Source organism: Iocasia fonsfrigidae (assembly GCF_017751145.1).
Lineage (GTDB): Bacteria > Bacillota > Halanaerobiia > Halanaerobiales > DTU029 > Iocasia > Iocasia fonsfrigidae.
Map to the genome: position 1 here is coordinate 1,899,267 of NZ_CP046640.1, position 12,860 is coordinate 1,912,126.

At 34.5% G+C, this 12,860-nt stretch carries 8 protein-coding genes; 7 read left to right on the top strand and 1 reads right to left on the bottom strand.

Annotation, left to right across the window (positions count from 1 at the left end; translation table 11 throughout):
* Positions 1–244: 244 nt before the first annotated feature.
* Positions 245–796 (top strand): bifunctional pyr operon transcriptional regulator/uracil phosphoribosyltransferase PyrR, encoded by a 552-nt coding sequence (gene pyrR / locus GM661_RS09055; RefSeq protein ID WP_230869700.1) that lies wholly within the window; start codon positions 245–247, stop codon positions 794–796.
* A 129-nt stretch (positions 797–925) separates the two neighbouring features.
* Positions 926–2,140 carry a uracil-xanthine permease family protein gene (locus GM661_RS09060; protein ID WP_164522232.1) on the top strand — a complete coding sequence of 405 codons (1,215 nt, stop codon included), beginning with the start codon at positions 926–928 and terminating at the stop codon, positions 2,138–2,140.
* 77 nt (positions 2,141–2,217) lie between these two features.
* Here the strand turns inward: GM661_RS09060 and uvsE are convergent, their stop codons facing one another.
* Positions 2,218–3,168: a UV DNA damage repair endonuclease UvsE gene (gene uvsE, locus GM661_RS09065; RefSeq protein WP_230869701.1), complete on the bottom strand. Its 951-nt coding sequence runs from the start codon at positions 3,166–3,168 to the stop codon at positions 2,218–2,220.
* 204 nt (positions 3,169–3,372) lie between these two features.
* Here uvsE and GM661_RS09070 point away from each other — a divergent pair, with 204 nt between their 5' ends.
* The 5 genes from GM661_RS09070 (at position 3,373) to GM661_RS09090 (ending at position 12,858) form a co-directional block, all read left to right on the top strand.
* Positions 3,373–4,563, top strand: a complete 1,191-nt coding sequence (locus tag GM661_RS09070; RefSeq protein ID WP_230869702.1) for an FprA family A-type flavoprotein — start codon at positions 3,373–3,375, stop codon at positions 4,561–4,563.
* An 11-nt stretch (positions 4,564–4,574) separates the two neighbouring features.
* The gene (locus GM661_RS09075) at positions 4,575–5,300 is read left to right on the top strand and encodes a metallophosphoesterase (RefSeq protein WP_230869703.1); all 726 of its coding nucleotides are present in this window, start codon (positions 4,575–4,577) and stop codon (positions 5,298–5,300) included.
* A 296-nt stretch (positions 5,301–5,596) separates the two neighbouring features.
* Positions 5,597–7,651: an elongation factor G gene (fusA, locus tag GM661_RS09080; RefSeq protein ID WP_230869704.1), complete on the top strand. Its 2,055-nt coding sequence runs from the start codon at positions 5,597–5,599 to the stop codon at positions 7,649–7,651.
* A 412-nt stretch (positions 7,652–8,063) separates the two neighbouring features.
* The gene (locus GM661_RS09085) at positions 8,064–9,221 is read left to right on the top strand and encodes a hypothetical protein (RefSeq protein WP_230869705.1); all 1,158 of its coding nucleotides are present in this window, start codon (positions 8,064–8,066) and stop codon (positions 9,219–9,221) included.
* A gap of 13 nt (positions 9,222–9,234) precedes the next feature.
* Positions 9,235–12,858 (top strand): LysM peptidoglycan-binding domain-containing protein, encoded by a 3,624-nt coding sequence (locus GM661_RS09090; protein WP_230869706.1) that lies wholly within the window; start codon positions 9,235–9,237, stop codon positions 12,856–12,858.
* Positions 12,859–12,860: the final 2 nt, after the last annotated feature.

Genomic DNA, 12,860 nt, shown 5'->3' on the forward strand with positions numbered 1-12,860 from the left:
TTATTTAATTCTGATAAATATTTTAGAATTTTTTGTAAAGAGGAAAACAGAGCAAGATAATCACAAGCAAAATAAATAGAAGCCTTGACAGGATATACAATAATCTGATATATTTGTATAAAATAAAGGGTTTCTTTAAATTAGTCCTGTGAGGCTAGTAAGAAAGACGGTTTGTATAGATACTTTCTTGCCTACGGGTCAAGAATTTTTTTGTTTTCAGGGACCTATTTAAAAGGAGAGATCTATGGGGAATAAACTAAAACTTAAGAAAAAAATTATTGATGCTGAGGGGATTAGAAGGGCATTAACAAGGATAGCCCACGAAATAATTGAGAAAAATAAGGGTGTGCAAGACCTGGTTATTATCGGAATCAGAACCAGGGGAGTTCCTTTGGCCCGGCGGTTGGCTGCCAGGATAGAAGATATTGAAGGTGTAGAAGTTTCAGTAGGTATCCTTGACATTACACTTTATAGGGATGATTTATCAATGGTTGCTGAGCAACCTATTGTTCATAAGACAGAAATACCATTTGATATTACAGGAAAACAGGTCATTCTAGTTGATGATGTTCTTTATACTGGAAGAACAGTTCGGGCAGCACTGGATGCCCTGATTGATATCGGGCGCCCCAGGGTTATACAACTAGCTATTCTTGTTGATCGAGGTCACCGGGAACTGCCGATTAGAGCTGATTATGTAGGTAAAAACTTACCTACATCACAGGATGAAGTAGTAGATGTTAATTTAAGAGAAATTGATGAACTTGATAATATATTACTAATGACAAGAAAATAGTTATACCCTTGAAATTGGTCCAGTGAGACTAATAAGGGGAGAATTAAACCTTCTGCCTTAATTAGTCGGGCTGAAGGTTTTTTTAGGTAATTAAAATCAAAAATTTTAAAAATGAGAGGGGATTTTATAATGAATGTTAAACGAATATTTCTAGGACTTGAACTTTTTGCTATCTGTTTTGGGGCTACGGTCTTAGTTCCACTTTTGACAGGTATCCCTACATCGATTGTTCTATTTACTGCCGGTATAACTACCCTAATTATGCATTATTTTGGGAAGGGTAAGTATGGTGCCCCAATAATATTTCTCGGTTCCAGTTTTGCCTATATAGTACCAATTAATCATGTTCGTGATGAGTGGGGGTTTGCGGCTGTTTTTTTTGCTTTAGGTATTGCAGGGATAATGAAGGTGTTATTTTCTAGAATCGTAAAATACTTTGGTAGTGAATTAATTTCTAAAAAATTATTTCCCCCTGTTGTCTTTGGCTCAATGATTGCTTTAATAGGTCTTACTCTAATAGAGGATGGTCTGGGGATGGCAAGTGAAAACTGGCTGCTGGCTTTAATCACTTTGATTACAGCTGCGGTACTAATGGTTTTTGCTAAAGGGATACCCAATTTATTTTCAGTTTTGATTGCTGTGCTTGTTGGATATATTGCTTCATTATTTAGCGGTTCTGTAACAGTGGAAATAAACTACCTGATAGGTTTACCTGCCTTTACTAAACCTGAAGTGAACTGGCAGGCTGTTTTTTATATGCTCCCTTTTGCCCTGGCACCAACGATTGAGCACTTTGGAGATATATTTGCTATTACTGAGGCTACTGGCAAAAAGTATTATGAATCACCAGGTATTCACAGGACAATGCTGATAGATGGAATTGGTACAATGATGTCATTTTTGGGGTCTGTTCCGAACACAACCTATTCAGAGGGTGTTTCTGCTGTAAATCTTCTTAAGATTAAAGATGATAAAGTAGCCAGAAATGCTGGTATATGGGCACTGCTCTTTAGTTTTGTTGGACTACTTAGTGCTTTTTTACAGTCAATACCAACGGCAGTTATCGGTGGGGTTATGGTTATACTCTTTGGTAGTATCATTACAATTGGTTTAAAAAGTTTTGTAAAGGGAAAGGTTGATTTTGGAAACCCTAGAAATATCTTAATAGCCTCTGTTATGTTTGTGTTTGGTTTAGGTGGGGTAAAAATATGGGTCTTTGAAGAAGTTGGACTGGCTGCCTTGTTAGGTTTAACTCTACAGATGCTTTTCTTGATTTATGATAAGATTACTGGAAACGGTGAAGATGATGAGGGAGATTTAGACCCTCTGACAGTAGATGTATAAAGGATGTATAAATGATGTAAGATAAAAACTATAATTAATAACCTGATTAATCCCTGGAGTCATGTAAAACTAAAACTTCAGGGATTAGTCTTTTTGGGATTGTAATTAAGGTCATCCCAGAGCTTAAGGACTGCTGCATCCTGTTTTTTAGCTTCGATCATAATATCAAATTGGTAATTACTTGCCAGTTTAATAAATTCAATAAAATCATCTGCCTTAATATAATCAGCATGGCTTAATGGTTTCTCTTTACTCCTGGGGCTGGAGAAGTGAACTTTTGGAGGCCTATTTAGTATATTCCAGGTGTCAAAAATTTCTGCTAAGTAATCTTCTAGATTTTCCCCCTGATTATAGCAATTATGGTGATGGACATCGAGTACCATTGGGCGATTTATGGTTTTACAAATAGTCAAAACATCACTAATAGAATATGAGGTATCATCATTTTCCACTACCAGTCTATTTCGCACATTTTGGGGTAATTTATTAAAGTTTTTAATAAATCTTTCCATAGATTTTTTTTTATCCCCATAAACCCCACCGACATGTGTGACCATTACAGCATTTCCATCCAGATTCATGGCAGTAAGGACTTTATTGTGATATATTAGGTCACGTACTGAATTAATGAATTTCTTTTCACTCTTTGTATTAATCACAGTGTATTGACCAGGATGGCTGCTGACCTTAAGGTTATGTTTTTTAATGATATTTCCTATTTTTTCAAATTCCCCAGCAAGCTCTTTTTCATAATTCCAGATTTGTCCTGCCGGGTGATTGGCCAGTGGTATTAATTGAGATGAAAAACGGTAGAGTTTAAACCCTTCTGCTATATTATGCCAGAGTAGTCTTGTTGTATTTTTCAGGTTTGAACGAGCTATTTTTTCAATTCGATAGATTTTACTATCTTTATCCTCCAGCTTCTGAAACTTACCAAGAGGGACTGTCCTGGCTGTTGAACAATTCTTTATTATAGAACTAATACAGGCATAGCCAAAATCTATTTTATGATAAATGTTTTTATTCATTTATTGGACCACCTTATTGATAAATGATATATTATTATGTGCCTGGAAAAGAGATATAATACTTTAAAAAAATTTTAAACTATCAACAATAATATTTAAATAGAATGAAATAATTATTATTAATGATAATTATTTAAAGCTTGTATTTTAAATGGAATAGATGATATACTTTAAAGTGATATACTTAATAAAGGAGTGAGCGATATGAATAGAGAAATAAATATAAGAGAGGATGTTTACTGGGTAGGGGTTAATGATCAGGAGACCAGTATTTTTGAGTCCTTATGGCCATTACCCAATGGGGTTTCTTATAACTCATATTTAATTGTAGATGAAAAGGTTGCTTTGATAGATACCGTAAAAATTACATACCATGATTCTTTTATTGATAAAATTAAAAAAATACTGGGTAATAAAAAAGTAGATTATCTAATAGTTAATCATATGGAACCAGATCATTCTGGGTCAATCAAGGCTTTAAAAAAGGAATATCCAGAAATACAAATTATAGGAAATAATAAAACTGCTGCTTTTCTGGAAGGGTTTTATGGATTAACTGATGACATAAAAATCATCAAAGATGCTGAAGTATTAAAACTAGGTAAACATGAACTAAAGTTTCATCTAACTCCTATGGTACATTGGCCTGAGACGATGATGACCTTTGAAAAATCTGAAGGAATTCTTTTTGCTGGGGATGCCTTTGGTGGTTTTGGAGCCTTACAGGGTGGGATATTTGATGATGAATTAGATATTAAGTATTATGAAGATGAAATCAGGCGTTATTATACTAATATAGTTGCCAAATATAGTCCAATGGTTCAAAAGGCTTTTGAAAAACTGGCTGATACGGATATCAAGGTAATAGCTTCTACACATGGTCCTGTCTGGAGGAGTAATCCTGACTATATTATTGATGCATATGATAGACTTAGTAGTTATCAGGTAGAAGAAGGTGTAGTAGTTGTTTATGGCTCAATGTATGGCAATACTAAAAAAATTGCAGAAAATATTGCCAGATGTCTTGCTGAAAATGGTATCAGACAGATCAGGCTATATGATGCTGCTAGAACCCATCTTTCATACTTGTTGAGTGATATATGGAGGTTTGAGGGGTTGATTATAGGTTCCTGTACTTATAATACGGAACTATTTCCCCCGGTGGCAGGATTGACCTCTGCCTTATTAAATCGTAGAGTAAAGAACCATAAATTAGGTATTTTTGGAACATATAGTTGGAGTAGTGCAGCCAAAGATAGTCTCCTGGAATTTGCTGAAAAAGCTAAACTGGATTTAATAGAACCAGTCTTTGAAGCAAAATATGCCCCTGCTCAAGATGATTTGAAACAAGCCAGTCAATTAGCCCAAAATATGGCACAGGCATTAAAGGGCTAGGGTGGTGTTTTATGAAGGTTTATGCTATTGGTGATCTGCATTTATCCTTTGCTGAAAAGGCAGAAATAGGCAATTTAGAAAGTGCTGTTGTATATAAACCTATGGATATATTTGGCGAAAAATGGAATGCACATTATCAAAAGATTTATGATAACTGGTCCAAAAAGGTGGTAGATGATGATTTAGTATTAATACCAGGTGATATTTCATGGGCAAGTGATCTTTCAGAACTGGAGTATGATCTAGATTTCTTAGAATTACTACCAGGTAGAAAGGTATTAGTTCGTGGTAATCATGATTATTGGTGGCAGGGTATTACTAAATTGCGGGGTTTTATGCCAGATGATATATCTTTAATTCATAATGATAGTTTTGTGCTAGGTAATATTGCTGTCACTGGTACCAGGGGTTGGATTGTTCCTAATAATAATAGTTTTTCTGACCATGATGAAAAGATATATAGACGGGAACTTACTAGATTAGGGATGGCTTTAGAGACCATCCCTGCTAGTATAGAAAGGGTTATTGTTATGCTGCATTATATGCCGGTTAATGAGGATCACGAACGAAATGAAATTATTGAGCTATTACAGAAATATAACGTTGAGCAGTGTGTATATGGTCATTTACATGGAGAGGAGTCTCATAGGCTTGCTTTAAAGGGGAGAAAGTGGGGGATTGACTTTTTGTTGGTTAGCTCAGATTATATTAATTTTAATCCAATTTCTATAATATAAAATTGGATATATTTAATTATTAAAAAAAATAATTAAAATTTTCAAAATTAAAGGAATTAGACTTATTTTATAGAATATTTAAAGTAAGTATGATAAAAGAGGGTTTTATTATTAGGTTTTGAAAAGTGATCCCCCGGGATTACAAGGGCATAAGAGAATAAGATTTCCTGGAATAACACTTTTTCTTAAAGAATAAATTAGAAATACCTGGTAAAAGATATAAAAGATATATAAAAAAAGTCTTTTTATCAGTTATAATTAATCTTAAGAAAAAACAGGAAGGGTTGGTGGTTATATTGAGTAATACTCAAAAAATCAGAAACTTATGCTTGATTTCCCATGGAGGGGCTGGAAAAACTACTTTAACAGAAATGACTCTCTTAAATGCAGGGGTGATAGATAGTGCTGGCAGTATTGAAAATACTAATACACAAGCTGATTTCACCCCAGAAGAAAAGAAACATCAATTTTCTATTAATAATTCGTACTTTTCATTTTCATGGGGAGATAAATTTGTAAATCTTATAGATACCCCTGGATATGCAGACTTTAGGGGAGAGGTTGCCGGGGCTTTAAGAATGGTTGAAGGTGCAGTATTATTAATAGACGGAACAGCTGGTATAGAGGTAAATACTGATTATGTCTGGGCAATGGCTGAAAAGAATCAATTACCACGTTTTATTTTTATCAATAAAATGGATAAGGATGGTGCTGACTTTAATAAGGTCTTTAATGAAATAAAGGATGCTTATCAGGGCAATTTCATACCATTGACAATTCCTGTTGGTGAAGGAGAAGGATATAAAGGCATTATAGATCTTCTTCAAGAAGTGGCTTTTTCCGGTGAAAAAGATGTAGATAAGATTGAAATACCAGCAGAATTAACTGATACTGTTGAAGAATTAAGAATGGAACTCCTGGAATCTGTTGTTGAACTTGATGAAGAATTAATGGAAAAATACTTTGCGGATGAAAAAATTAGTGATAAAGAATTAATTAAAGGGCTGGTTGCTGGTGTTGCTTCAGGTGAGATTATACCTGTAATGGTGGGATCAGCACTTAAAAATTCTGGTATTAAAAAACTATTTGATCTCCTTATTAATTTGGTACCATCTCCTGATGCTAAGGGGGTAATAGAGGGTGTTTGGCAGGGTGAAAAGGTTGAAGTAAGTATTACTGTAGATGAACCTGCTGTTGCTCTGGTAGCTAAGACAATGGTTGACCCTTATATCGGTAAATTATCAATTTTTAAGGTTGAATCAGGCACACTGACAAAAGATAGTGAGGTTTTTATTCCTCGTGCTAATGAGACTGCTAAGTTGAGTAAATTATACCGCTTAAATGGTAAGGAACAGGAAACTGTAGAAAAATTGACAGCTGGTGAGATCGGAGCGGTTGCTAAAATCGACCTTTTGGAGACATCAGATACTATGGTAGAAGGTATTAAAATGTCATTAAAAGATATTGATTTTCCTGTACCAATGTTAACCCAGGCTGCTTTACCTGCCAGTGAAGGTGATGATGAAAAAATGTCAGCTGCCCTTAACAGGATAAGTCAGGAAGATGTGACCTTTAAGGTAGAATATAATAAAGAAACCAAGGAACTATTAGTTACATCAATGGGTACAGTACATCTGGATGTTATCAAAGATATTTGTCAGAGGAAATTTGAGGCATCTTTTATCACAAAGGTTCCTAAGGTAACATATAAAGAAACTATTCAGAAAAAAGTTGAGGTTGAAGAAAAATATAAAAAGCAATCAGGTGGACGTGGTCAGTATGGTCATGTTTTCTTGAGGATGGAACCCCTGCCGAGGGGTAAGGGCTTTGAATTTGATGAAGAAATTTTTGGTGGGGCAATTCCTAACCAGTATATTCCTGCAGTTGAAAAAGGTATTGTTGAAGCCAAAGAAACAGGTGTTGTAGCTGGTTATCCTGTTGTTGATTTTAAAGTAGTTGTATATGATGGTTCATATCACCCGGTAGATTCATCAGAAATGGCCTTTAAAATAGCCGCTTCTAAGGGTTTTAAAAATGGTATGCAGAAGGCTAAGCCGGTATTATTAGAACCAGTTATGCAAGTAGAAGTAACTGTACCTGAAGAATATATGGGGGATATTATGGGTGATTTTAATTCCCGTCGAGGAAAGATACTTGGAATGGAACCAATTGATAGTAAACAGGTTATTAAAGCCCATGTACCACAGGCTGAAATGTTTAGCTATGCAATTGACCTTAAATCAATTACTGGTGGGCATGGTAGTTATACTACGGTGCTTGATCATTATGATAAGGTTCCATCTAAAATCGAAGAAGAAATAATCCAACAACGTCAGAATGAAGAAGAATAAAAGATCTATAAAAATAATTTAGTTTTAGATGACTCCTGTATTTTACGGGAGTCATTTTTAATTTAGATGAATTTTTTTGTGTAATGTTAATTTTATTATATATCACTAGGAACTATGTAATTCTAAAATTGTGATAATTTTAAAGCCCAACAAATATATTTACTTCCCTTGTCGTGCGCTGCGGTGTCCTACCTCCGCTTACTGTCTAGAAATTCTCCTTCGGCGTCCTGCCTACGGATAATTTCTAGAGTCGTCCAGTAAATTATATTTGTCTGGTATAAAGTTGTTAGTTAATAAAGTACATTAGTTTTATGGTGCAAATTACCTAAAAAAGTAAATTTATGCTGTTTGTAATGGTAATATATGTTATAATGTTACTTAACTAAAAATACCAAAAGGGGTTATTAAGAAGATGATAGAAAAAAAATCTATTAAAAAAACATTGATATTACTTATATCACTAATCTTACTTATTACTTTAGCTGCCTGTAGTAATGATGAAACTACCTTAAATCAGAATAAGGAGAAGAATGAACAGATAACTAAAGCCAGGCTGGCAAGGGAGGAAGCTGAGAAAGGGAATTCAAATAATGTAAACTACAAAATGAAATTAATTCAACTACATGAAAAGTCAGAATTTGTCTTGACAAAAGAGATACATAGCAATGGAGATGGTAGTTTAAAGGGGACGGTTGAATATGACTATGATACTCATGGAAACCTATTATCAATAACATACATTGATAAAGATAATACAATAATAGGTAATATTAAGTATAAGTATAATGACAGAGATTTAGTTATAGAAAGAGTGGTAAATAAACAGCCAAATTACTTTGCTAACAGGTGGGTAGCAGGGTCTTGTGCCTGGGGTATGGTTAAAGAGGTGCAGGAATTTCCACGTTATTTTAATGGTATAGCAAAATATAGCTATAATGAAGATGACCAACTTATTGAGTATCTTGAAAAAGATAAAGAAACAGGAGAAAAATTGCGGACTGTTAGAAGAGAATATTATCCAAGTGGTAATCTGAAATATGATTATGAATGGAGGGAAACAGGATATGAATGTGAAATATTTTATGATGATGTATATATCAGGCATGCCTATGAGTGGGTAAAAAGAGTTGAGAGAGAAGAAGGAAAGAATACTATTACTATAAAACAGGATTATGATGAAAAGGGTAATATTATAAAGGGGATTACTATTATTACTGATTCTGATGGTAATGTTGTAAGTGAGTCTGAAGACAATTATGAATATGATGAAAAAGGTAGGAATGTGAGGTTTAGTTGTGAGATTATAAGTATTGAATATGAATATGATGAAAAAGGAAATGAAATAAGGCAAGTAAAAAGAGATAGTGCGGGTAATGTTGACGATATATATGAATTAGAATATGATGATAAAGGTAATATGATTAAGTCAATAACTAAAAATCCAGATGGTTCTATTTTTAGTTATAGTCAAAGTTATTATGATAAATATAATAATAGAATAAAAATTATCAGAAAAAAAGATGGAAATATAGAAAAAAAGTATGAATACGTATATAAAATAATTCCTTAGGAGGAGAGGCTAAATGATTGATGATAATGTGATTTCTAATAAGAAAGTAGAGTATGAGCGTGACAGAAATGACCCTAATGATTCAGGTAAATTTTATTTAGAGGATGAGGAAAGTGGTGAAAAAATTGAACTGATTGATTTTGATTGGGTTGAAGGAATGGGTGTAAATAGAAATGAGAAGATCGCCGAAGCAACAGCCCAAAAATACACAACCCTTTTTCGCCTAACAGATGAACAGGTGAGGTTTGATGCTGCGGCAGGTGCCCTGGAGATAGCAGGTAGAGGGATGACTTATGCTGAGGCTTATAGTAATACTGCTGGTGCGCTGGGAGAAAACATAGCCAATATCAGTGTAATGGCGCTAAGTTCTTATACCAGTTTATCTTTAGACTATATGTATCACGATTATTTTAATGATGAGAATGATGAAAGTGAGGAGCCTCATCCCAGTAATAAGGTTGATTTAAATGAAGAGAGGGTTCAAAAGGCTGCCGATAACCTATACCTCCAGACTTTATTATTAATAGGTGGGGAGTTTTTTAACCAGGCAGAACAGTATGCCCAGGAAGCCCTGGTAAAGAAGTATTCCAGTCCTGATACCATTGCTAATCTGATCAAGGAGAGGGGATCAGATGGTTTAAAAAGCGCTAAAGCAATTAAAACCCTTATGTCAGAATATTTTTGTAACTGGGGCCCGGCAATCATTAAACTGGCCCCTAAGGTAAAACACGGTGGTTTTGCAACAGCAGGTGAATATCTGGCAGCCCTTAATAGAGAGCTTATGTTAAATCGAATATCATGTAGGGTCAATATGATCCTTCTCTGTTTAGGGGTAACCCTGATGAAGACAGAACATCCTCTGGCAGCACTCCTGGGTGCTGCTGTCCTGGTCTCTGCTCAACCGGTCTCTATGGGGGTAAGAAAGGCGGCAGAGCATAAACTAAAGGAGAAAGAGAATAATAGTGCTCAAATAGATGAAACTAAACAGACAGATATATGGGATGAAGTCCTGGATACCGTTTTTGAGGAATTCAAGAAGCAGTTTAATTTAGTAGAATTATTTAATGGGGTTAGTCAGATGTATCTCTTATGTGACCTTCATACAGATGACCCAAGGATAGCCGAATTTGAGATTGATGCCCCTGGTGGGATTGAAGGTTTTGAAATACTCTGGAGGGGCAATGTCAAAAGCCTTGCCAATTTAGATTTTAAGTGTTTAGCTAAACATGAAGGTATAGGGGATGTAAGTGAGTTTACCAATAAAATTAAAGGCCTATCAGCTTGTTATGGTACTGTGGAAAGTATTGGTGGAATGATGAACCGTAAATTTGAAAAAAAGGGAAACGAAGCGATTAACCAGCTGGACGAGGATTTTGTAGCCTTTTTTGACCATAGGGGGATAAAGAGCGCAGATGTAATGAGGAGGATAATTACTGATATTTTTCAAAAATGGGAATGGGACCCCTATGAACACAGTTATAAAGAAGTAATAGTAAAAGAAGGAGATACCCTTGAAGATATAGCCCATGATCATTTTATAAGTTGTGAGGCCCTGAGAAAGGCAAATAATCTTCATGAGAATCAGAATATCAAAGAGAGGGCAACCTTAAAGATTCCCCCATTAACCAAGGTTCCATATGAAATAAAACAAGGTGATAGTTTAAGTGAGATAGCTGTAGAATATGATACAGATGTAGCCACACTAAAACGCCTTAATAATCTAGAGGGGGGTACAATCTATACAGGAGATATTCTCCTGGTTCCATTTGAAATTGATTGGGCCTATGAGGACCGCAGATGGACATCCTTTAAAAACCCTGAGTTTAATATAACCCCGAGATTAACACATAAAAAGAAGACAAAGGATATAATGGACAAACATAATTTCTTATTCTTACCAGGATATACTGTCCCTGAAGTAAAAGACCATTTAAAAGTAATTAACAAACACTTTCCGGAGAGGTATCTAAAGTTCCTGTTGGAACAGGGGATTAATGTCGGTATTGATACCAGGGGTCGGGTGCCTTTTCATCAGGTGAGACATATCAGTATTATTGACAGGCAGGCCGATAAATTTGGTATAGGCTTACGTTATGCTGATAAAAGCTATAAAAAAATTTTGGAGTTAAGTCATAATGAGTTCTTTATAAAGGAAGAACTTAATGATAAATTATTTAGTAAAATAGATAAAAATTTTGAATATGACTACCTGATCTTTAAAGACCCTGATGTACTCTTACCCCATGTTTTTTTCAAAAAAAATCATGACAGGCTATATGGGAGTTTAGGAAAAAACAAAGAAGAATTAACTTCCCCAGAAGATCCCTATCAATTTACAGCAGGTTTTGGTGAAGAGAAAAACTATAAAAAATCCAATGGTATGGGGGTAATTAAGTTAAACGGTCATACTATTGGTGAAAATATTAGGTTTTTGAGAAAAACCAGGGGACAGCTGAAAGAAGAATATGAAGAAAATATCTATAAAGAAGGAACAAAGAAACTAATGTTAAAAGTTAATTATACTTTTACCCCCCATGGTAAACTGGACTTCAACTCCTTATTTGACCTCTATGATAAAACAGAACTAATCATCAAATATGGTAGCCCTGGAGACGGGCCAGCTATAGCAAACATACTGGAGATAGATGATTTTCAGAATGGGGATTATGGTATTAAATTACCCAGGTATCATCTAATCTCAGGTACATTATATGCTCGGCAATATAACCAATATATTAATAATGAAATGATAAATTGTGTGGGTGATAATATAAAAATAAATTTAAGTTCTGGTAAGATCTATAATTATAAATTAAATAAGGAAGATGGAGAAAAGATCTATAATATGGCTAAGGGTATTATTATGGGAGACAGGCCTATTGGTCAGGATATTAAACTGATTAAAGAAACAGAGGAAGGAATTTTAGAGTATAGGGATGATGATCAAGTAGAATATCGATTTTCTATTAAGGAAAATACGCTATTAATTGAATTAAAGAACCACCATTCTATAAGAAAAGCCTGGGGAAATATGCAGTCAGTTAACTCTATTTTAATAGAAAATTTTAAAAATGGGGATTATGGTTTGCGTTTGCCTTATGAGTACCTGGGAGATTATTGTGCACTGATGGTAGGTACCAGGGGAAGAGAAGAGATAGATGAAGGGCGAGATTACCATTTATATTCCCAGAAAAGCTACTGTGATATTAAGGATTATAAATTAAATGGACTTTACCCTGAGGGTATTAATAATAATGGTGAAGACTGTTTTTCTAAACAATATATTTTTAATGAACTGAGATATAAACTTAGTAATGGAAAAGGTAACCTCTATATAGATGGTTTTAGGATGGGTGATTTGGATATTGAGAAATTGGTCTATGAAGGAGAACTGAGTTTTCGTTACAGGTTTAAAAAGGGTTTATATACACTTGACTGTAGATTCAGGCAAAAACTTAATGAAAAAACATATCAGGTTGATGAACTGATAATTAACTATAGGGGAAGACTGAGGGATAATTATTTAGGTAAATGGAAACTGATCTTGATAAAGAATTTTAAAAATGGTGATTACAATATTAAGTTACCCGGGGTAATTGTATCACATTTACCAGGTAGTAATTATATAGCATACTAGGG

Coding starts and splice junctions, on each gene's coding strand:
- pyrR (WP_230869700.1), top strand. CDS start 245: ATGGGGAATAAACTAAAACTTAAGAAAAAAATTATTGATGCTGAGGGG.
- GM661_RS09060 (WP_164522232.1), top strand. CDS start 926: ATGAATGTTAAACGAATATTTCTAGGACTTGAACTTTTTGCTATCTGT.
- uvsE (WP_230869701.1), bottom strand. CDS start 3,168: ATGAATAAAAACATTTATCATAAAATAGATTTTGGCTATGCCTGTATT.
- GM661_RS09070 (WP_230869702.1), top strand. CDS start 3,373: ATGAATAGAGAAATAAATATAAGAGAGGATGTTTACTGGGTAGGGGTT.
- GM661_RS09075 (WP_230869703.1), top strand. CDS start 4,575: ATGAAGGTTTATGCTATTGGTGATCTGCATTTATCCTTTGCTGAAAAG.
- GM661_RS09085 (WP_230869705.1), top strand. CDS start 8,064: ATGATAGAAAAAAAATCTATTAAAAAAACATTGATATTACTTATATCA.
- GM661_RS09090 (WP_230869706.1), top strand. CDS start 9,235: ATGATTGATGATAATGTGATTTCTAATAAGAAAGTAGAGTATGAGCGT.